We start from the raw sequence: 20,939 nt of genomic DNA on the forward strand, positions 1-20,939 counted from the left end.
GGTGGCGCGAAAGGATGCAGCGCGTCGAGGCGACGATCTTTGCAGCCAGCGAGCCCGTTGGCCGTGCGACGCTGGCGCGGATCGTCGGCAAGAACTGCAGCATCGATCTGCTAATCGACGATATCCGCGAAGAGTTGCGCGGCCGGCCCCTATGATTTGGTCTCCGTCGCCGGCGGCTGGAAACACCTGACCCGCCCCGGCCTATGCCGACGCCATCCGCAGTGCATTTGGCAAGGCCGTAGGAGACAGCGTGCGTGGTGTAGACCTGACCCAGTCGGACGTGCTGGTGTTGATGTGCATCGCCTATTTCCAACCGATCACCCGTGGAGAGCTATCGCCATTCTTCGGCAAGGAGATCAGCCGCGACCTGGTCGGCCATCTGCGTGGTGCGAAGCTCATCGCCTCCGGTCCACGCAGCCCGACCCCAGGCGCGCCCTACACCGACGTGACGACAAAAGAGTTCCTGGTGGAGTTCGGGCTCGACACGCTGCGCGACCTGCCGGATTTCGAGGCGCTCGAGGATGCTGGACTTCTGTCGAAGGGGAAGCTGCTGGAGGGCGCCATAGTGCCCGGCTTTTCCTCCCATCACTACAACGCCGACGTCGAGATCGAGGATTAGCTGCTCGCTGCCGCGCAGCAGCCGACCGCCGGCGCGTGATGCTGTTCAAATCTCCGCCGAACGTCGGGATCTTCGGTACGCATAAAGAGAAGCGGGTCTAATCAAACAATGAAGCGACACCCTTCGGTAGCAAGCGCCTCAAGTTGCGAGCTTGGCGTCCTTGGAAAACGGTAGGCGAAGGAGACGTGTACGTCAGTCAGTTATTACTGTGCTCAGGTGCTCTCTGGCTTGGCGCGAAGTCACTTCTTTGGTCTCATCTGCGGTCGAGCTGCCTCTGCGGCGTCACTTTTGGATCTGCGATTAAAGTCTCAAGCTCCACGATATCTGCAGTTATTTATGAGAGACGGACCGCGATGGGTACCGGCAGCTTGATTGTCGTAACTGTGGGTTTTAGCCGATCGTTAAAGATTCCACCCCTTTGCCATGTGGGTAACAGCGCCGTTTTTCCCATTGACGTCAAAACATCAGAACAAAGTACCTTAGCTCTACAGATTTAATAGAATATCGTTTGATCTGGTTTGGTGCGGCCTAGCGCGCATGCAAAGTGTGGGAGATTGATGACTTGGCACGATTATCGGTTCTCGGAATATCGGGCGGCGTAAGCAACCCGTCCCGTACCACGGCGGTGGTCAATGCGCTGGTCAAGGCGGTCGCGTTGCGCGTGCCTGCAGACACCGGTCTGATCGAGATCACGGAGGCGGCACCCTCACTTTTCGCCGGACTATCCCGCGGCGCACTTGGCGCATCTGGAGAAGCGATTATCCAGCGTGTCGAGAAGGCCGATTTGCTCGTGGTCGGAACGCCTGTCTATAGGGCTTCCTACACTGGCGCCCTCAAGCACCTGTTCGACCTGGTCGATTATCGCGCGTTGACGGGCAAGACCGTGCTTCTCGCCGCGACCGGCGGGAGCCCATACCATGGCCTGGTCCTCGAACATCAGCTCCGGCCATTGTTCGGCTTTTTTGGCGCTGTCACCGTCCCTACGGGCGTCTACGGCGCGCCCGACGATTTCGTCGATGGCGAAATCGTCGGCGCAGCCATCATCGAGCGCATTGCAAGGGCTGCCACCGACGCGGTCTCCTTGCTCAACTCCAGTCACGCAAATGCTGCCGTCGCCACCCGCGTCGGCTGAGCCAATCAACAGGGGAAACGACGACATGAGTTCGCATTCCGACGCCATCAAATTCGCCTACTGGGTCCCGAATGTTTCCGGCGGCCTGGTGATCTCCAACATTGAGCAGCGGACAGGTTGGGATATCGACTACAACCGCAAGCTCGCCCAGATTGCCGAGGCCAACGGGTTCGACTATGCGCTGAGCCAGATCCGTTTCACGGCCGGCTATGGGGCCGACAACCAGCACGAATCAGTCTCGTTCAGCCATGCCTTGCTTGCCGCGACCACAACGCTGAAGGTTATCGCAGCGATCCTGCCCGGCCCGTGGAACCCTGCGCTGGCGGCCAAGCAGATCGCTACCATCAACCACCTGACCAATGGCCGCGTCTCCGTCAATGTCGTCAGCGGCTGGTTCCGAGGCGAGTTCGCCGCGATTGGCGAACTCTGGCTCGATCATGACGAGCGCTATCGCCGGTCGGAGGAATTTATCCGAGCGTTGCGCGGCATCTGGACGGAAGACAGTTTCACGCTGAAGGGCGATTTCTACCGCTTCACCAACTATTCCATGAAGCCGAAGCCGATCGAGCCCTTGCCCGAGATATTCCAAGGCGGCTCGTCGCGAGCCGCTCGCGACATGGCGTCTCGTGTCTCCGATTGGTATTTCACCAACGGCAATACCCCGGAGGAGATCCGGAAGCAGGTCGACGACATCCGCACCAAGGCGAAAGCCAACGGCCACAAGGTTAGGATCGGCGTCAACGCTTTCGCCATCGCCCGCGAGAGCGAGCAGGAAGCGCGCGCCGTGCTCGACGAGATCATCGCCAAGGCGAATCCGGAGGCGGTGCAGGGCTTTGCCGATCAGGTCAAGAATGCCGGCAAGGCCTCGCCGGAAGGCGAAGGCAATTGGGCGAAATCCTCCTTCGAGGATCTCGTGCAATACAATGACGGCTTCCGCAGCAATCTCATCGGCACGCCTGAACAGATCGCCGAACGCATCCTGAAGCTCAAGGATGCCGGCGCCGACCTGATCCTGCTCGGCTTCCTGCATTTCCAGGAAGAGGTCGAGTTCTTCGGCAAGCGCGTCATCCCATTGGTGCGCGAACTGGAAGCAGCTCGCGACAGGGAGCTTGTCGCCGCGGAATAGGTCAGGCGCGGCCTTCGGGCCGCCGCCAGCTCTCCTTCAAAAACAGGGACGTTTCATGATTGGTGCTTCGCTGGGAGCCGCCGCATACGAGCGCGCGCCCGAAATTTCCCGCATTCTTGCTGGTGTTGGCCCCGTGGAGGACACGCGCCGGGCGCGCCTGTCGGCAAAGGCTGATGCGATCCTGACGCTGAATGGGATCGGTATTTCCTTTGGCGGCGTCACGGCATTGAGCGATGTCGACCTTGAGGTCAAGAGCGGCGAGATCCGCGCGGTGATCGGCCCCAACGGCGCCGGCAAATCCTCGCTGATCAACATCATCAGCGGCCTCTACCACGCCGACCACGGCACGATCACGATCGACGGACAGCCATTTGCCCGGGTGCCGGCGAACCGTCTGGCGCGACTGGGCGTTGCACGAACCTTCCAAAACCTGGCGCTGTTCGGCGGGCTTTCGGTGCGTGACAACATCGCGTCCGGCCGCGTCCACACCAGGCACGCCAGTTTTGTCGAACACATTGCAGGCCTGCCACGCGCCCGGCGCGAGGATGCCATGATCGCCGAAAAGACCGATCAGATAGTCGCCTTCCTGCATCTCGAAAGCGTCGCCGACCGCCTCGTCGCCACCTTGCCTTACGGCCTGCAGAAGCGGGTCGAGCTGGCGCGCGCGCTGGTCGCCGAGCCGAAGCTGCTGCTGCTCGACGAGCCGATGGCCGGCATGACGGCGACCGAGAAGGCCGAGATGGCCGGCTTCGTGCGCGCCGCGCGCGACCGGCACGGCGTCACCATCATCCTGATCGAGCACGACATCGGCGTTGTCATGGGCCTCTCCGACCGCGTCGCCGTGCTCGACTACGGCCGCAAGATCGCCGACGGCACGCCGGCCGAGGTGCGCGCCGATCCTGCGGTGATCCGGGCCTATCTCGGCACCGCCGAGGGCGAAGACGGCGAGGGCATCTGATGAGCTACTATGATTTCCTCTTCGTCATCGAGGTGCTGGTCGGAGGCCTGCTGTCGGGCGTCATGTACTCGCTCGTCGCCATCGGATTCGTGCTGATCTACAAGACCTCGGGCGTGCTGAACTTCGCGCAAGGCTCGATGGTGCTGTTTGCAGCACTCACTTTCGTCAGCCTGGTCGAACGCCGCGTCCCTTTCGCGCTTTCGCTGCTCATCACCTTCGCGGTCATGGTCGCGCTCGGCTTCACCATCGAGCGGACCGTGCTCAGGCCGCTGGTCAACCGCTCGCCGATGACGCTGTTCATGGCGACGCTGGGCCTCTCCTACATCATCGAAGGTGCCGCCCAGCTTATCTGGGGCACGCAGGTGCACGGGCTCGACCTCGGCATCGACGACACCCCCTTCGAGGTCGGCGGCGTACTGATCTCGTCCTTCGACCTGCTGGCGGCGGCGATCGCCGCCGCCATGGTCGCAGGCCTCAGCGCCTTCTTCTATTGGACGCGGATCGGCCTTGCGTTTCGCGCCGTCGCCGACGATCAGTTCGCGGCCCTCGCCGTCGGGCTGCGGCTGCCTCGCATCTGGGGCACCGTGTGGACGGCGGCCGGCTTCGTCGCGCTGGTCGCCGGGCTGTTGTGGGGCGCGCGTCTCGGCGTCCAGTTCTCGCTGTCGCTGATCGTGCTGAAGGCGCTGCCGGTGCTGGTGCTTGGCGGCTTCGATTCCATCCTCGGCGCCATCGTTGGCGGCCTCATCATCGGCGCCAGCGAGAAGCTGGCCGAGGTCTATCTCGGCCCGTTCGTCGGCGGCGGCATCGAGGGCTGGTTCGCCTATGCGCTGGCGCTGGTGGTGCTTTTGGTGCGCCCCTCCGGCCTGTTTGGCCAGAAAACCGTCGAAAGGGTCTGAACCATGGCCGTGCAAGCTCTCGACACCGCAAGGCTTCCAGTCGACTGGGCGAAACTCGTTCAGAAGCTGGCATTGCCGACCGCCCTGTTCGTCGTCGCCTACGGCGTGGTCCCTGCCTATGCTTCGGGCTATCTGGTCGAGGCGATCCTGCTGCCATTCCTGGCGCTCAGCCTGGCGGCGGTCGGCCTCAATTTGCTGACCGGCTATTGCGGCCAGCTCTCGCTTGGCTCTTCCGCCTTCATGGCGGTGGGCGCGTTCGGCGCCTACAATTTCAACCTTAGGGTCGAAGGCCTGCCGCTGGCGGTGACCATGATCCTGGCCGGAATTTCCGCCGCCGGCTTCGGCGTCGTGTTCGGCCTGCCCAGTCTCAGGCTGCGCGGCTTCTACCTCGCCGTCTCGACGCTCGCCGCCCAGTTCTTCGTGCAATGGGCGCTAACCAAGTTCGGCTGGTTCTCCAACGACAACCCGTCCGGGGTGGTCTCGGCGCCGCACCTGGCCGTCGCCGGTCTTTCGCTCGACAGCGCGACCGGCCGCTATTTGCTTTCGGTGACGACGGTGATCCTGATCACAGTGCTCGTGTCGAGGCTGGTCAACAGCGCCACCGGCCGCAACTTCATCGCCGTGCGCGACAACGAGACCGCGGCACGGGTCATCGGCGTTCCGGTGCTCAAGACCAAGCTGCTCGCCTTCGCGCTGTCGTCCTTCATCATCGGCGTTGCCGGCGTGCTGTGGGCCTTCACCTATCTGCGCACCGTCGAGCCGGCCGGGTTCAACCTCGACCGCTCGTTCCAGATCCTGTTCATCATCATCATCGGCGGGCTGGCTTCGATACGCGGCGCCTTTCTGGGCGCGGCGTTCATCGTCGTCTTCCCGCTCTTTCTGTCCCGGCTCGGCGCCTTCGTGTTCGGCGGCCTGTTCGATTCAGGTGTGCTCGACATGAGCCAGCGCATCGTGCTTGGCGCGCTCATCATCATCTTCCTCATCGCGGAACCGAACGGGCTGTCGGCCCTCTTCGACCGCCTGAAACGACGGATCGGCTCGAGGTCCAGCTGAGCGCCGCTCGACATCCTCTCACGGACCACAACCTCAGGAGATGCAACCCATGACCTTCTTCAGTCACCTACGAAAGGCGGCGATCGCCACGGCCTTCGTCTTCGGCGCGACGGCGGTTCACGCCGACGAACAGTATTTTCCTCTGCAGAGCTACCGCGTCGGCCCCTATGCCGCCGGCGGCACCGGCTTCTTCGGCGGCTTCATCGACTATCTCAACCTGATCAACATCCGAGACGGAGGCGTCAACGGCGTCAAGCTGACCTGGAGCGAAGGCGAGACGCAGTATGAGGTCGAGAAGGGCGTCGAGGTCTACGAACGATTGAAGAGCAATCCCGGCATCGCCGCCTGGAACCCGCTTTCCGTAGGCATCGCATACGCCATGATCGACCGCATCACCGATGACAAGGTTCCACTGATAACCATCAACCATGGCCGCACCGACACGACAGATGGGCGCGTGTTCCCTTACGTCTTCCCGCTGCTGCTCAATCCCTACAGCGAGACCTCCGGCATCGTGAACTACATCGCCTCCAAGAAAGGCGGCCTCGACAAGCTCAAAGGCAAGAAGATCGTGGTGCTCTATCACGGCTCGCCCTACGGCAAGGAGACGATCCCGATCTATGAATTGCTTTCGCAGAAATACGGCTTCGAGCTGTCGCAGATCGAGGTGCCGCATCCCGGCAACGAGCAGCAGGCGCAATGGCTGACGATCCGGCGCGAGCATCCGGATTACGTGGTGCTGCGCGGCTGGGGGGTGATGAACCCCGTTGCCCTGAAAACCGCCCAGAAGACCGGCTTCCCGGCCGACCATATCGTCGGAAACGTCTGGTCCAACTCCGAGGAAGACGTCATCCCCGCCGGCGATGCCGCTAAGGGCTACACCGCCATCACCACCCAGGCCTCGGGCGAGCAGTATCCGGTGGTCCAGGAGATCGTCAAAACCGTCTACGGCGCCGGCAAGGGCAATCTCGAGGACAAGAGCCGCATCGGCTCGGTCTACCATAATCTCGGCATCGTCAATGGCATCCTTAATGTCGAGGCGGTCCGCATCGCACAGGCGAAGTTCGGCAACCGCACGCTGACCGGCGACGAAGTGCGTTGGGGCTTCGAGCATCTCAAGCTCGATCCGGCGCGCGTCGAGGCACTCGGCGCCAAGGACCTGTTCCACTCGATCAACGTCTCCTGGGACAATCACGAGGGTGACGGCTACGTGACCTTCCAGCAATGGGACGGCAAGAAGTGGAATGTCGTCTCCGACTGGATCGCTCCCGACTGGAAGCTGCTGCGTCCGATCATCGAGAAGTCGTCCGAGGCCTATGCCAAGGAAAAGGGCATCAAGATCCGCACGGCCGAGGACGCCGACGCGGTGGTCAGCAACTGAATTTGGTATGCGCGGCCGACAAATCTGGCCGGCCGCGCCATCCACCTTCCCGAGCGGAGTCATCGATGTCCATCCCGGAATACCCGATACTGTCAGTTAGCAGCGTGGAAGCTGTCTACAACGGCGCCATCGCCGCCCTACACGGCGTCGACTTGTTAGTTGGCAGGGGCGAGATCGTCGCGCTGCTCGGCTCCAACGGTGCCGGCAAGACGACACTGCTGCGCGCCGTATCCAATCTCCTTCAGGCTGAGCGCGGCGCCATTACCGCCGGTCGGATCACCTTCGGTGGCGGGGATGTTTCAAGGGCAAGCCCCTCGCACCTAGTCCGCAGCGGCCTTGTCCAAGTCCTCGAGGGCCGGCATTGCTTCCGCTCGCTGACGGTCGAAGAGAACCTCTTCACCGGCGCGCTCGGACGCTCGTCCTCTCGCACTGGCGTCAAGGCCGACCTCGATCGTGTCTATTCACTTTTCCCAAGGCTCGCCGAGAAGCGGCGAACCCGGTCCGGCCTCACTTCCGGGGGCGAGCAGCAGATGACGGCTATCGGCCGGGGTCTGATGTCGCGGCCGAAACTCTTTGTTCTGGACGAGCCGTCGATGGGGCTGGCACCGCTGATCGTCGACGAGATCTTCAGCGCCCTGAAATGGCTCAACCGCGACGAAGGCCTTTCGATCCTCGTTGCCGAACAGAATTCGGCGGTCGCGCTGAAATACGCCGACCGCGCCACCGTGCTCGAGAACGGCGTCAGCGTGCTGGAAGGATCGGCTGCCGACTTGCGCCAGCGCACCGATATCAAAACCTACTACCTCGGCGGCGCGCCGCTTCCACCGCAACATTTTCCCAAGGAGACAGCAGCATGACCATCCAATCCAGGCAGGCGTCGGATAGCCACAGTGCCGTCCCGCCGGTCGAACGACCCTCTGCCAAGGCGCATGTGATCAAGGCCGATGCCGAGGCAATCGCTGTCGCCGAAAAACTCGCCGCCGAATTCGCCAGGGATGCCTCCAAGCGGGATCGTGAACGCATCTGGCCGAAGGAAGAGCTCGATGCGTTTTCGCAGAGCGGCCTGTGGTCGATCAACGTGCCGAAAGCCTATGGCGGGCCGGAGCTCTCCTATGTGACCCTGTCGAAGGTGATCACCATCATCTCGGCGGCCGATCCGTCGCTCGGCCAGATTCCGCAGAACCATCTTGGCGTCGTCGCCGCTATCCGCACCGTCTCCGACGAGGCGCAGAAGAAGCTGCTTTTCGCTGAGGTGCTGTCCGGCACGCGCTTCGGCAACGCGTTCTCCGAGTTCGGCTCCAAGCGCGCGGCCGACTTCGAGACAAAGTTCGTCGACGCCGGCGACCATGTCGTGGTCAACGGCCAGAAATTCTATTCGAGCGGTGCTCTGCTTGCCCATCTGGTGCCGATCGTGGCCCTCGATGACGAGGGGCGTGCCTGGTATGCCATCGCCGATCGCGGCGCGCCCGGGCTGACGGTCATCGACGACTGGTCGAGCTTCGGACAGAAGACGACTTTGTCCGGCACGGTCCTGCTCGACAATGTCAAGGTGCCCAAAACGCATCTCGTCCCCGGCTATAAGGGCTACGACAGGCCGACGGCCGACGGCGCCATCTTCCAGATCATCCAGGCCGCGGTCGATCTCGGCATCGCCAAGGCGGCGATCGACGAGACTGTCGGCTTCGTGCGCACCAAGTCGCGCGCCTGGATCGACAGCGGCGTCGATCATGCCTGGCAGGATCCTTATACGATCCAGGCGATTGGCGACCTTCGCCTGCGGACCAACGCGGCAGAGGCGGTTCTGGAAAGGGCCGGGCTTGCGGTCGATCGCGCCGTGGCCGACCCGAACGAGAAGACCGTCGCGGAAGCGCAGATCGCGGTTGCCGAATCCAAGATTCTCACCACAGAGATCGCCATCATTGCCACGAACAAGCTGTTCGAGCTCGCCGGCACACGCTCGACGCTGGCCGAGCACAATCTCGACCGGCACTGGCGCAACGCCCGCACCCACACGCTGCACGATCCGGTGCGCTGGAAATACGCGATCCTCGGCAACTACTACCTCAACGACGTAAATCCGCCACTCCATGCCTGGAGCTAGTGAGCGCCTCCAAATCACAGAGGACCATTCATGAGCATTGCCACTCCCGACAGGATCAAGGTCCTGTGGTTTCTGCCGACTCATGGCGACAGCCGCTATCTCGGCACCTCAGAGGGGGGAAGGGCGGTCGACTTGCCCTATCTCACCCAAGTCGCGAAAGCCGCCGATGCCATCGGCTACTATGGCGCGCTGCTGCCGACAGGACGCAGTTGCGAAGATAGCTGGGTCGTGGCGTCGGCGCTGGCACCGCTGACGCAGCGGCTTCGCTTCCTTGTCGCCGTCCGGCCGGGCCTGCAATCGCCGACGCTAGCCGCGCGCATGACCTCGACGCTCGACCGCATTTCCGGCGGACGCCTGCTCATCAACGTCGTCACCGGCGGGGATCCGGTCGAGAACAAGGGCGACGGCATCTTCCTCAGCCATGACGAGCGCTATGAGGTGACGCGGGAATTCCTCGACATCTACAAGGCGGTGCTTCGCGGCGAGACCGTAGCGTTCGCAGGCAAGCACTTCCGTATCGAGGACGGTCGCCTACTGTTTCCGCCCGTGCAGACGCCACATCCGCCGCTCTATTTCGGCGGCTCGTCCGATGCCGGTAACGCGGTCGCCGCCGAACAGATCGACAAATATTTGACCTGGGGCGAACCGCCGGCGGACGTCGCGGCAAAGATTGCCCATGTGCGCGGTCTTGCCGAGAAAGCCGGGCGCCAGGTGACTTTCGGCATCAGGCTGCATGTCATCGTCCGCGAGACCAATGATGAGGCCTGGGCCGATGCCGACCGCCTGATCAGCCGCCTGGACGACAACACGATAACCGAGGCGCAGAAGGTTTTCGCGCGCATGGATTCCGTCGGCCAGTCGCGCATGAGCCGGCTTCATGGCGGCCGCCGCGACAAGCTCGAAATCGGTCCGAACCTGTGGGCTGGCGTTGGCCTGGTGCGCGGCGGCGCCGGCACCGCCCTGGTCGGCGATGCGGCGACAGTTGCGGAACGGATCGACGAATACCGGCGCATTGGCATCGATAGCTTTATCCTGTCCGGCTATCCGCATCTGGAGGAGGCCTATCGGTTCGGCGAACTGGTGTTGCCGTTGTTGCCGCTCGATCATGAAATCTCGACCCGCCCGACGGCTGTCAACATGGGACCGTTCGGCGAAACGGTGGCCGGCGACCATCGGCCTTCGGCACCGCGCGCGAGTCAGTCTTGAGCGCCAGAGACTTGGGCAGGGGACCGGTCGTAGCCATCATCGGTGGCGGCTTTTCCGGTGCGGCGACCGCGTTTCATCTTGCGCGGCTGCTGCCCGCCGGTGCTGCCGATATCGTGGTCGTCGAGCCCAGAGACGGGCTCGGCTATGGTCTGGCCTACTCGACGGCCGATCCTTCACACCGCATCAACGTGCCGGCGTCGAGAATGACGCTGATCTCCGGCCAGGACAGCCACTTTGCCGATTGGCTGGAGCAGACCGGCGCGATTCTCGACGATGCCGAGGCTATTGCCGCAAATGGAGCACTCTACCCACAGCGACGCGTTTTCGGGCGCTACGTGGAATCTTATCTCCAACCCTTTCTCTTCGGCAAAGTGATCCGTCATGTCAGGTCCGCCGTCGCGTCAGTCGAGCTCAGTGGCCAGGGCTACATCCTGATTCTCGCTGATGGAAGGACGCTCGCAGCCGACGCCCTAGTGATTGCGGCGACGCATCCGCCACCCGCCTTGCCATCGGCCCTGCGGTCCGTGGCTGCTGCAGCCCGGCTGTTGGCCAATCCCTATGATCTCGGAGGGCTGCAAGCGATCGGCCGCGACGACCATGTGCTCGTAGTCGGCACTGGACTGACGTCGGCGGACATCATTGCCACGCTGGACCGCAATGGGCATCGTAGCCGCATCGTCGCGCTGTCACGTCATGGTTATCGTTCGCGCAGCCACGCGGTGCTCCCGGTCGACCCGATTGGTGATTTCATCAGTCTGCCTTCACGCAGCGCAACAGTGATGCTCAGACGCATCCGGGCCACGATCCTAGATGCCAAGCGTCGGGGCGAAGACTGGCACCCGGTGCTCGATGCCGTCCGACGTCAGGGACAAATCATCTGGCAGGCCCTGCCGCTCGACGAGCAACGCCGCCTCGTGCGCCATTTGCGCACGCTGTGGGATGTGCATCGCTTCCGCATCGCGCCACAGGTCGCGGACGTGCTCGATCGCCGCGTTGCCGAAGGCATGCTCGCCTATCGCGCCGCATCGATCGTCGGCGCCGAGCAGGTCGACGGGCGCATTCGCGTCACGATGCGGCCAAGGCGCCAACCCACTCAGACAACCGAGACGTTCGACAGGGTGGTCGTCACGACCGGGCCGGCGCATGCCGATATTTTCCGGACCAACACAGCAATTGCCGATCTCGGGCGAATGGGACTGGTCCGGCTAGACCCGATTGGCCTTGGCCTGGCGACCGACAGCCAAGGCCGTGCGCTCAGCACTTCCGGCCGACCGACCGACAGCATTTTCGTCAGCGGGCCGCTGGCGCGCGGCAGCGTTGGCGAATTGATGGGAATTCCCGAAGTCACCGCGCATGCCGAGCGTATAGCCGCTGAAATCCACCAATGGCTTGGATACCAAACGGCGTTGCGTCGTAAGGCGTCGTGAAGCTGCAAACACGATGAGGCTATCCAGATGACACTCACCGAGCGTATTGCGAAGGTGGAAGCCCATCGTGTCGTAAATAGGCCACTGGTCGCGTGCCGCTCCTGGCGCTTTTAGCAGATCCGCTCGACCTCGGAGGTGCCGATCTCCATGCCCAGACTTCGCACCGGCGTCCACCGCTTTGATGACGATCCGAGACGATCAGCCCACCGCGGCGGGTCGAGAAAGCACTGGGCGGGAAGACGCCTACAGCGAGGCTGCTCGCCTTGTGGCCGCAGAGAGGGAAAGAATCTGCCGCCGGACATCGACTTCAGTGGTTTAGAGAAGGCGGCTCGGCAGCGACCTCTGCGTGAACCCAGACGCCTTGAAAAGCCCTATGCGTCCGGATTTTTGGCGGTGATCTTCATCAAATGCGATGAGCTGCAATTTCTGGCGACGGCCACGCTAAGGGCGGGCCTCCAGCACCATGTTGAACGGTGTCTCCGCGGCGCGACGCAATCGCTTGAAGCCGCCGCCGGTCACCACCTTGCGCAGCCTCGCCTCACCGGCCTGGGCTCCAAGCGCGAGCCCGACTTCCTGCGACACGGACGCGGGCGTGCACACGAACGTGGAAGCGGCATAGTAAACGCGTCCGACGGGATTGAGGTTCGCCGCCAGATGATCATGCGCGAACGGCTCGACGATCATCCACGTGCCATCCGGCTTGAGCGATCCGTGGACATGGGTGGCGGCGCCCGTCGGGTCGCCCATGTCGTGAAGGCAATCGAAGAATGTGACGAGGTCGTAGGTTCCGGGATAGCTCTTGGCGGCCGCGACGTCGAACCGCGTGTTGACGCCGACGCCGGCTACCTCGGCCGCCTTGCGGGCGCGCTCAATCGAAGGGGCATGATAGTCGAAGCCGACGAAGCGCGAATTGGGGAAGGCCTGTGCCATGAGCACGGTCGATGCACCATGACCGCATCCAACATCCGCGACGTCCACGCCGCGTTCGAGCTTCTCGACGACGCCCTCCAAGGCCGGCAGCCAGGAGTCGATCAGATTGGCATTGTAGCCTGGACGGAAGAACCGTTCCGTACCGCGAAACAGACACGCGCTATGATCGTGCCACCCGACGCCATTGCCGGACTGGAATGCCTGCCTCACCTTTTCTTCATCGAGCCACAGCGCGGACAGGAACTCGAATGCGCCTGCCATGAAGGCCGGGCTGTCTTCATCGGCGAACACCAGCTCTTGCTCGGCGTTGAGATAGAATTTGTCGCTCGCTTCGTCGTAGTCGACGTAGCCCGCCGCCGCCTGCCCGGAAAGCCATTCCCTTACGAGGCGTTCCTGGGTGCCGGTGCGTGTCGAAAGTTCGGCGGCCGTCATCTTGCCGCCTTCGCGCAATGCCTTGAACAGGCCGAGTCTGTCCCCCAGCAGGACTCCCGCGCCCGTTGCGATCGCACCGAGATCGCCGACCATTTTCCCCAAGAATGCGTCCAACTTTTCCTGATTCGCTTCAGACATCTGAATCTCCCTTTGGGTTCAATCTCTCCAGGCGACGGAGCCGTGCTCGTCATGAGGCGCCTTGAGCATCAGATGCTCGAAGACATGCAGATATCCCCGGCGGCTCATCCGCGCTGCCGATCCTGCACCAGACCATATGGGTGACGACCGGCGCGGTGGTCGGGAATGACAGCCACCTCCATGCCGTTGAAAAGCAGGAAATCCGTCATTTGCCCTCGTCGGTAACCGGCGGAGCCGGAGTGGTCGTCACCAGGGCAAGCCCTGTTGCAGCAGGTATCCTTGGGCAGCCCGTCAGAACATCGATGACTCCGGTTGTGGTGCCGGGGCGGGCGATCAGGGGCCAAGTGATTGTTCCGCGGCGGCTGTATATTCTGGTAAGGTGATCATGCGAATTCTTGTTAATCGGTCACGTGTTTGCGGATGACCCGCATGTACTGTGCCAAATGAGAAAACCATTCAAACGCAATCCAGTAGATCTGACTGTATCCGACATTGTCGGAATTTGGACATTGCCGAACGCGAAGCGCTCGGGGCTTGTGACGATACTTGAGCGTGCTGCTTCGGAGGAGGGATGCGCCTCGAACCGGCCGCGAGGCCTTCCTCTGGCAACGGATATTCCGGCCGGGTTAGGCCGCGAGGAAAGCGACGGTGAATAAGAGGTAGAGGACCAACCGTTTTGAGCAGGTAGTTGCCGTGTTGCGCCCCCAGGCAAAGGCCAGCACCACGGAGCAGTATTTCTGGTGGCGATACTACAACGCCTTTAAGTGCCGGTTACCCGTTTTTACCCAGTTGGCCTGGTGCATTCAGAGCGAGGTGGTTGGAAACCGCTTATTGTGGCTATGGGCGAACTCGGGATGGAGGAGTGGACCCAAAAATTGGCAAAATGCCCCAGGGAGGATTACATGGGTCGCTCATTCCCCGTACTCGTTACAGATGCGCGTCGCTACGCAAACAGCTTGCTTTTGACTTGGCGTTTTTTGCCGTCTCGGCATCGCTCACTAATTCGGCCGCTGCCGATACCGTGAACTGGCGTCAATTCGAAGGGACCAGCATAACTTGGGCCTACGACATCCACCCCTATGCGGATGCTCTCGCTGCGCAACTTCCGGAGTTCGAGAAGCTGACCCGGCATCAAGGTCACGCCGGAACTCTACCCAGACAATTCTTACTGGAACAAGATGACGATCCAACTGACGACGAAGTCGCCAGCATGGGATGTGTTCGGCACTGGCATTCAGCCCGCGTGGGACCTCGCTTCGAGTGGCACCCTGGAGCCGCTGGACAAATACCTGAGCGATCCGAAGCTTACCGATGCTGGATACGACTACAACGACTTCTTCCCGAGCCTGCGTGCGGCGCTTACCTGGAAGATGGAAGCCGGTCAGATCGCAACGGGGGAGGGCGGCCAGATCTGGGCAATCCCGCATGCATTTGAGAACATCCAGCTGTTCTACCGCAAGGATACCTTGGAGAAGTATAACATCGCGGTTCCGACGTCTCCGCCGGAAATGGCCGGCCGCACCCCGATGGCGATCGACTCAAATATGTTCGGCTTCTGGAACGATGTTGCGGGGAAGCCGGCATCTGGCGAAGATCGCCTTCGCTCCGCCGCTGCACGCACCGAACGCCACGAGCTTCGATTCTAACATCTGGATCTGGGCTCTCGCCATGAACGCGGCTTCCGAAAAGAAGGGCGCGGCCTGGCTGTTCATCCAGTGGGCCACCTCCAAGCAGGTGGCGCTCAAGGGGTGGTCGTCCGCCCAGATTAATTGTCGCTCAACAACTCCAACAAGGAGCATCGTGATGCCTGCTCCTTATCCTTCGGTCGCTTCGGTCGCGCCGGCAGAACGCCGACACCGTAGTGGGAAGCCATCATGCCGAAGCTGCGGTTGATCTCCGGATCGTAAAAGCTTGCGCGGTTCACACCGGACTTCAGGTTGTCGGGAACAATCAGGCGCGGGACGCCGCCAAAGAAGCGGAACATGCGCACATGCGAGCCAATCCAGTCCGGCAGGGTCTGGCTCCAGGTCGCCTCGGCGAGGTCAGAGCGGAGCAGTTTCAACAACGCCATCCGACATCTTTTGTCGGGTTTGTCGAGTTTGCGATATGGCCATTTTCAGTCGATCTCTTGCTTTGCCTCGGGCTAATCAACTGAAAAGCAATCACAAAGTTCCTTCTTCAGCTCAATCAAGCAAACTGGCATGACTCTTGAGAGCCTTCGTTGCCGGGCGGGCAACAGCTGCCGGCCATAACTCGTGTCACGGGTAGCCACGATGAACAGGCGAAGGACCGCAATGCTTCAGGCTCTCGATCTAAGGAAACGTATTCCTTCGACCATGACAATGGTCGCACCAAAAACGCGAATCATATTTGAATACATAATTTATCTTCATCCTGCCCGACGCAAAGTACAATTTCACGGCCTAACAAAATGAACGCTCGCAGCATCTCGATCATTAATCGCCGTTTGTGGTACAGGCGCATGTTCATTGCTGAACGATCTCTGATTTCCTTCGCGATGGGCGTTTTTGCGCTGTTTCCAGTCTACCTGTTGTCGGTTGATCGCGACGAGATCTTTTTTGGTTCGATCTCAGCAGCAGGCATGGCGGTCGCTATATTCATAGTTTTGATCAGTCCTACGCTGACACGCCAGTTTAGTGTGCGGAGGCTCGCACCCATCGGCGGGCTTCTCTATGCAGCAGCCTGCGCGACCATACTCTTGAACGAATTGTCGGGGGTGCGCGCGACATTCCCCTACTTCCTCAGCTACATGCTGCAATCAAGCGGATGGGCGCTGCACTTCACTATGGGCTCGATATGCATTTCCGCCCTCTCAAGCGATGCAGACCGGCCATCGAGCTTCATGGCCTACTCTGCATTCTCCACCTTAGGGTTAACCTGCGGACCGCTGCTGAGCAGCCTCCTTGCCCGGTACGCCGGCTTGGGCACGCTGGATATGTTCATTCTGGCAATGCTCGCGGCGACGGCAGGGTCAGCGTTGTCATCGTGGGCAGCGCAACGTGCGGCGAACATCCGCGAAGCCGATATTCCGAATAACGCCTCGATTGCGCGCGACCTTTTCGGTCTCCTCTTCAGCAAATCTGCTCTGTTTTTTGTTCTTGTACTGTTGTCGGGAAGCATTTACACTACTTTGATAAACTTCCAGGCTCTATTTGCTAACAATTCAGGTCTTCCGTACGAAATATTCTTTGGCTTTTGGGCCATAGGAGTAGTCGGCTCCAGATTTGCAATTGGTCCGCGCGTAACCCGCAGTGCGGCCGACCGCACGTTGCCGCTACTCCTGGGCGGGATGGTCGTTTCGCTTCTCGTTTTTCACTACTCCCCGGGCCACCCCGTCGTTTACGCAATGGCATCGCTGGCGACCGGCATAACTTATGGGCTATCCTATCCCCTGATGCAGGCAGAAGCCGTCCGCGTGACTGCGCCGCAGTCCCGGACTTTGGTGCAGATCATCTTCAGCCTTTCCTATTTTCTTGGCCTGTATTTCTTCCCCTTCGCCGCCGGGCTCGTCTCAGTCCAGCTGGGATACGACACGCTGACGCTGTTGATTGCCGGCTTGGCTCTACTGCAAACGGCTATCGCTCTCCTTGGCTATCGCACGATCCGGCGCAAGCCGACCCCGACCGTAGTTGGCAGAAAAGGCTGAAGCAGGGCACTATGCACGGGAGATCACACGTCGTCATCGGAGCCGGGCCGGTCGGTCGGGCAGTGGCGCTGCAACTTGCGGACCAGCCGGACTCGTTCGTTGTCCTGATTGACAGGAGCCATTCTGCGCTTGCCGTGGCGCAACGGCTTCTGGGCAATCTCGAAAACGTCCGCTTCGACGTGTCGTTGGGTCCATCCGCTCTCTCGGTTCAAGCCCGATCGCTGATCATGGCTACGTCTTGGAGAGATTCCCGAGTTTTGGTCGGCAAGCTTTTGCACCAAACGCACGAGGCAGGTCTACACACCCCTATTATTTGCGTGGGCAGGCCGAGCCCTGGGGATCCTGACATTCTCCGGGTACCGCCTAACGGTCCGCCCGTAGTCTTGGGAGCGGGTCTCGAACCAGGACTGGTTGAATCTTTAGTCTCGCTGGTTGCGGCTGAAATAAAGGACATAGAGAGCATAGTAACTCATTGCGGAGGGATTCCCATAATTCCGGAACCTCCGCTGAACTATGCTCTTGCTTTTGGGCGTCGGCTGCCCATAGAGCAGAGGCTCGCGTTGGCTCGAATCGATGGCCAAGCCGTAACGCGAAATCGATTCGAAAGCGTATCTCAGCTGTTCGTGGATGGCGTCGGCCTTCTCGAAGCATACGATGATGCAATGGTTTCGTCGACGGCTGAAGGCGCTCATCCTAGCATTCCAACGCTTCGACAATTGACTGTGCGGTGGCCTGGCTTTGCGGATGGCGTTCGGATGTTGCATCGCCTCGGGCTGCTGTCCGATGAGGAGATCGAAATCGGGAGCGCGCGCCTGCAGGTTAAGGAGGTCACGGAGGCGCTTTTAAGTCGCCAGAGCCCAAATGACGATGGCGACCAGGTCGTCCTTAACATCGCAATTGAGGATCGCCAAGGGCGGGTTGGCCGCTGGACGTGCATCCTGCGCTCCGAGCTTCAGGAGCGAGGCATCTCAAGCATGGCTATCGCCACCGCAGTTCCGGTGGCCGCAGCCGTGGAATGCGTCACGCGTCAACAGTTGCGGGGTCCCATACACCCCGGCAAAGCCGCGCTCGCCGATGTCGCCGCGATGGCCCTCGAGCAACTGAGGAGAAGCCGGATCGCTGTCTTAGCCGAGCGCGCGACCGGGCTGTTGGAAACAAGCACGATTTTGGGAGCCGGGCATGCAAAGACGAAAGACACTACTCGTGGGGAGCGGACCAGCAAACCTGGCACTGCTGACCTGCCTCAAGGAGCGGGGATCCTCAGTTCTGGATTCGCTGGAAGTCCTTGAGCGCCGCGACAGCGCAGAATGGCACCCGGGCATCGCTTTCGAGGATTCGATGCTCCAAGTATCGTTGTTCAAGGACCTGGCGTTCCTGAGGAATCCGGCAAGCCCATTCACTTTTTTCTCGTTCCTGCGTGAGAAGGAGCTTCTCTATCACTTCATTCATACGAACAATCTGTATCCTTCAAGGAAGCTGTTTTCCGACTATCTGGTCTGGGTAAGCCGGTTCTTTGCGAACAAGATTTCTTTCGGCAAGGAGGCGGTGGCGGTCAGGTTGCACGAGAAGCCGTCGGGAACCCAAACCCTTGTCGTCATGACCAGGGATGTCTCGAGCGGAGATGTTTCAGAAATCGAGGCAGACGACGTGGTCGTCAGCCTTGGGCATGAGCCATACATCCCCGAAGAACTGGCCGTCGACTCCGGCCGCGTGGTGCATTCAAACTTCTTCCTATCCCATGCGAACGAGGGAATGATCAACGCTAATGCTCGCGTTGCGGTCGTCGGGTCCGGGCAAAGCGCCGGCGAGATAGTCAGATTCCTGCTCCAACACCGGGAAGTGTCGGAAGTTATCGTCGTTGGTCGGCGCCACCTCTTCGAACAGACGGATGACAACCCGTTCGTAAATGATTTCTACACTTATCCACACTCACTGAAGTTCGCGGAGTTGCCATTCGAAGATCGCAAGAGGTTTCTTTCCGACACGAGGAACACGAACTTCTCCACCGTCACCAAGGACGTCCTCAAAAGCATCTACGATCTTCGATTCGAGGACCAGGCGTGCGGGCGCGACAGGCTCAGGCTGTTCCCGTATACTGAAATCACGGCGGCAAAGCGTCTCGAGAATGGTCTTCGTCTTGACCTTCGCGGAATCGGAGGCAGGCCGGACTCGACGAGGCTTGAAATTGAACTCCTGGTATGCGCGACGGGCTTTTCAAACCGTCGCCATCTATCATTCTTCCAACTGCTGCAACCGCGAATGGAAGATGCCGACGTCGTTGTCGACGAGTCCTTCGAAGTGGGACTCGATCAGATGCCAGAATCGTGTCTCACCGGTCCGAAACCTCGCGTTTTCTTGGTGAACCACTCTTTTGGCCTTCGGGGCCCAACGGAGCACACACTCGGCGGTCTGGCCGAACGGGCTGCGGTGGTGGCGAGGGCGCTGGAAGACGGGCACGTGCTTCAACCTGCTCAAGGTCGCCCCGAGACCTTGCCAGCGGCATGGCCAACCCGAAATTCGAGAGAGGAAACGAAATGATGTGTTCGCAAGTAATAGATCTCAAAAATGAAACACGCGCGGTCCCCATCTCGATCGAAGGGGGCATCGTCATGCATGATCCCTTCCCGGAAGGGGGCGACGTTTCCATCCGACTACTGAAGCTCAGTCCAGGCGCGACCACTTGCCGTCACAACCATACGGAAGTCGAATTTTGGACGGTGATCTCTGGCGGCGTTCGAATTCATCTAGACGAAAAGACGTTCCTGCTGCTTGGCGGAGAGAGCATTAGGATGGACCCGCTGAGCAGGCACAGGATTGAGGCTTTGGACAGCGGTGCAGTCATGCAGACAGTGTGGTGGCACAGCCGCGCAGCCTTCGAAGAGGCGACTTCCACGACCGAAGCGATAGGAAAGAGCAGACCGCTGCTGCTGGTGCCCGCAATGCTTACCCCGAATGGGAACATGCATATAGGTCATGCCTCAGGACCGTTCCTCTACGCGGATGTGTTGCGCCGAATTGCCGAAACCGGCGGCCGACAGGTTTTCGTGCTGCAGGGCACGCACGGTCACCTTGAGCACATTGCAATTGCGGCCGACGCTGCTGGACTGGAATACTACCAGCTGGCCGAGAAAAACACGGCTTCTTTCCAGGAGGCTCTGCATCGGCTCAATGCAGTTTCGGATATTTTCCTTGGGACAAAGCCTGACCGCCGCGGCAAGGCGGTCGTTCTCGAGGTCTTCAAGCGACTTTGCAGCAAGGGCCTGATCGCTGAAAGAGAGCATTTGGTCCCGTATGACGTCCAAAGTGGGCGCTTCAAGGTGGACGCCTTCGTCCACGGCAAATGTCCATATTGCGGCGGCTATTCCTCCGGTCACGAATGCGAGGATTGCGGCGCGCTGGTCCTCGATGCCGAACTCCAGGATCCGGTCGATCTCGACGGGCGCTCGCTGGAACGTCGTCCCCTGAAGCGCCTTTTCCTGAACCTCGCTCCATTGCATGACGCACTCGAATCCTTCGCCTCGCGGAACTTCCTGCCCATTTACGCCAAGCTCTATATCGAGTCCTGGCTGTCCCGGGGGCTTCCGGCGGTCTGCATCTCAAACCCAAACCGGGAGGGAATTCGGATTCCAATCCCAGGATTTGAATGCCAGCGGTTTACCATCACCATGGAACACGTGCCTCGGCACTTGCTCGCCTTAGAAACGATAAGAGAAAAGAGCGGATGCCCCGCCTTCTGGTACCAAATCCCACGGGACGAGATGCCGGAGCTGGACATTCTCTTCGGGGCGGACAACGCCTTCGGACGTCTGTTGGTTATTCCCGGGGTACTTTCGGCGCTTGATCTCCATGAGATGCTCCCCCGACGGATTTTCG

At 60.8% G+C, this 20,939-nt stretch carries 15 protein-coding genes and 3 pseudogenes; 15 read left to right on the forward strand and 3 right to left on the reverse strand.

Annotated elements, in window-relative coordinates:
• Positions 1 to 14: 14 nt before the first annotated feature.
• The 11 genes and pseudogenes from EOC93_RS02655 to EOC93_RS02705 all read left to right on the forward strand — a co-directional run bounded on the left by EOC93_RS02655 (position 15) and on the right by EOC93_RS02705 (position 11,899).
• Positions 15 to 619 (forward strand): annotated as a pseudogene (locus tag EOC93_RS02655) (SMC-Scp complex subunit ScpB).
• Positions 620 to 1,181: 562 nt separating this feature from the next.
• Entirely contained in the window at positions 1,182 to 1,751 is a 570-nt protein-coding gene (gene msuE, locus EOC93_RS02660) for an FMN reductase (protein WP_095487005.1), read from the forward strand.
• Between the two features lie 25 nt (positions 1,752 to 1,776).
• On the forward strand, positions 1,777 to 2,877 hold the full coding sequence (gene sfnG, locus EOC93_RS02665) for a dimethylsulfone monooxygenase SfnG (protein WP_095487007.1): 1,101 nt from the start codon (positions 1,777 to 1,779) through the stop codon (positions 2,875 to 2,877).
• A 55-nt stretch (positions 2,878 to 2,932) separates the two neighbouring features.
• Entirely contained in the window at positions 2,933 to 3,835 is a 903-nt protein-coding gene (locus tag EOC93_RS02670; RefSeq protein ID WP_127203775.1) for an ABC transporter ATP-binding protein, read from the forward strand.
• Complete coding sequence (locus tag EOC93_RS02675; RefSeq protein ID WP_095487011.1) at positions 3,835 to 4,731, forward strand: branched-chain amino acid ABC transporter permease; 897 nt, start codon at positions 3,835 to 3,837, stop codon at positions 4,729 to 4,731. The genes EOC93_RS02670 and EOC93_RS02675 overlap by 1 nt, the downstream gene beginning before the upstream one ends.
• Positions 4,732 to 4,734: 3 nt before the next feature.
• Positions 4,735 to 5,784, forward strand: a complete 1,050-nt coding sequence (locus EOC93_RS02680) for a branched-chain amino acid ABC transporter permease (protein WP_095487013.1) — start codon at positions 4,735 to 4,737, stop codon at positions 5,782 to 5,784.
• 49 nt (positions 5,785 to 5,833) lie between these two features.
• Positions 5,834 to 7,165, forward strand: coding sequence for an ABC transporter substrate-binding protein (locus tag EOC93_RS02685; RefSeq protein WP_127203776.1), 1,332 nt, complete (start codon positions 5,834 to 5,836; stop codon positions 7,163 to 7,165).
• A gap of 65 nt (positions 7,166 to 7,230) precedes the next feature.
• A complete protein-coding gene (locus EOC93_RS02690) occupies positions 7,231 to 8,022 on the forward strand; it encodes an ABC transporter ATP-binding protein (protein WP_127203777.1) in 792 nt (263 codons plus the stop codon).
• Positions 8,019 to 9,266, forward strand: coding sequence for an SfnB family sulfur acquisition oxidoreductase (locus EOC93_RS02695; RefSeq protein ID WP_127203778.1), 1,248 nt, complete (start codon positions 8,019 to 8,021; stop codon positions 9,264 to 9,266). The genes EOC93_RS02690 and EOC93_RS02695 overlap by 4 nt, the downstream gene beginning before the upstream one ends.
• A 30-nt stretch (positions 9,267 to 9,296) precedes the next feature.
• The gene (gene ssuD, locus EOC93_RS02700) at positions 9,297 to 10,472 is read left to right on the forward strand and encodes an FMNH2-dependent alkanesulfonate monooxygenase (protein WP_127203779.1); all 1,176 of its coding nucleotides are present in this window, start codon (positions 9,297 to 9,299) and stop codon (positions 10,470 to 10,472) included.
• Positions 10,469 to 11,899 (forward strand): FAD/NAD(P)-binding protein, encoded by a 1,431-nt coding sequence (locus EOC93_RS02705; protein ID WP_126104953.1) that lies wholly within the window; start codon positions 10,469 to 10,471, stop codon positions 11,897 to 11,899. Before ssuD ends, EOC93_RS02705 begins: the two co-directional genes overlap by 4 nt.
• Positions 11,900 to 12,340: 441 nt before the next feature.
• On the opposite strand, the gene EOC93_RS02710 is transcribed toward EOC93_RS02705, so the two are convergent.
• Both EOC93_RS02710 and EOC93_RS02715 read right to left on the reverse strand, forming a co-directional pair.
• Positions 12,341 to 13,399 (reverse strand): class I SAM-dependent methyltransferase, encoded by a 1,059-nt coding sequence (locus tag EOC93_RS02710; protein WP_095487025.1) that lies wholly within the window; start codon positions 13,397 to 13,399, stop codon positions 12,341 to 12,343.
• 57 nt (positions 13,400 to 13,456) lie between these two features.
• Positions 13,457 to 13,652, reverse strand: a pseudogene (locus EOC93_RS02715) (insulinase family protein); the annotation flags it as partial.
• A gap of 925 nt (positions 13,653 to 14,577) precedes the next feature.
• Here EOC93_RS02715 and EOC93_RS34575 point away from each other — a divergent pair.
• Positions 14,578 to 15,045: an extracellular solute-binding protein gene (locus EOC93_RS34575; protein WP_245458162.1), complete on the forward strand. Its 468-nt coding sequence runs from the start codon at positions 14,578 to 14,580 to the stop codon at positions 15,043 to 15,045.
• A 161-nt stretch (positions 15,046 to 15,206) separates the two neighbouring features.
• Here the strand turns inward: EOC93_RS34575 and EOC93_RS02725 are convergent.
• Positions 15,207 to 15,437: pseudogene (locus tag EOC93_RS02725) on the reverse strand (IS21 family transposase); the annotation flags it as partial.
• 393 nt (positions 15,438 to 15,830) lie between these two features.
• On the opposite strand from EOC93_RS02725, the gene EOC93_RS02730 reads away from it, so the two are divergent.
• From EOC93_RS02730 to EOC93_RS02745, 3 genes are all read left to right on the forward strand, one after another.
• Entirely contained in the window at positions 15,831 to 17,066 is a 1,236-nt protein-coding gene (locus tag EOC93_RS02730; protein WP_126104954.1) for an MFS transporter, read from the forward strand.
• A gap of 1,179 nt (positions 17,067 to 18,245) precedes the next feature.
• Complete coding sequence (locus tag EOC93_RS02740) at positions 18,246 to 19,604, forward strand: SidA/IucD/PvdA family monooxygenase (protein WP_127203781.1); 1,359 nt, start codon at positions 18,246 to 18,248, stop codon at positions 19,602 to 19,604.
• Positions 19,568 to 20,939: class I tRNA ligase family protein (locus EOC93_RS02745; protein ID WP_164759021.1), on the forward strand; the 1,372-nt coding region annotated here is incomplete at its 3' end. The genes EOC93_RS02740 and EOC93_RS02745, both read left to right, overlap by 37 nt.

This window comes from Mesorhizobium sp. M6A.T.Ce.TU.002.03.1.1 (assembly GCF_003997275.1).
GTDB classification, from domain to species: Bacteria; Pseudomonadota; Alphaproteobacteria; order Rhizobiales; family Rhizobiaceae; genus Mesorhizobium; species Mesorhizobium mediterraneum.

Bases quoted from the DNA above. Each gene is read 5' to 3' on its own strand.
- EOC93_RS02695 (WP_127203778.1), top strand. From the start codon at position 8,019: ATGACCATCCAATCCAGGCAGGCGTCGGATAGCCACAGTGCCGTCCCG.
- EOC93_RS02670 (WP_127203775.1), top strand. From the start codon at position 2,933: ATGATTGGTGCTTCGCTGGGAGCCGCCGCATACGAGCGCGCGCCCGAA.
- EOC93_RS02730 (WP_126104954.1), top strand. From the start codon at position 15,831: ATGAACGCTCGCAGCATCTCGATCATTAATCGCCGTTTGTGGTACAGG.
- EOC93_RS02680 (WP_095487013.1), top strand. From the start codon at position 4,735: ATGGCCGTGCAAGCTCTCGACACCGCAAGGCTTCCAGTCGACTGGGCG.
- EOC93_RS02685 (WP_127203776.1), top strand. From the start codon at position 5,834: ATGACCTTCTTCAGTCACCTACGAAAGGCGGCGATCGCCACGGCCTTC.
- EOC93_RS02710 (WP_095487025.1), bottom strand. From the start codon at position 13,399: ATGTCTGAAGCGAATCAGGAAAAGTTGGACGCATTCTTGGGGAAAATG.
- EOC93_RS02690 (WP_127203777.1), top strand. From the start codon at position 7,231: ATGTCCATCCCGGAATACCCGATACTGTCAGTTAGCAGCGTGGAAGCT.
- EOC93_RS34575 (WP_245458162.1), top strand. From the start codon at position 14,578: ATGACGATCCAACTGACGACGAAGTCGCCAGCATGGGATGTGTTCGGC.
- EOC93_RS02740 (WP_127203781.1), top strand. From the start codon at position 18,246: ATGCAAAGACGAAAGACACTACTCGTGGGGAGCGGACCAGCAAACCTG.
- EOC93_RS02675 (WP_095487011.1), top strand. From the start codon at position 3,835: ATGAGCTACTATGATTTCCTCTTCGTCATCGAGGTGCTGGTCGGAGGC.
- ssuD (WP_127203779.1), top strand. From the start codon at position 9,297: ATGAGCATTGCCACTCCCGACAGGATCAAGGTCCTGTGGTTTCTGCCG.
- sfnG (WP_095487007.1), top strand. From the start codon at position 1,777: ATGAGTTCGCATTCCGACGCCATCAAATTCGCCTACTGGGTCCCGAAT.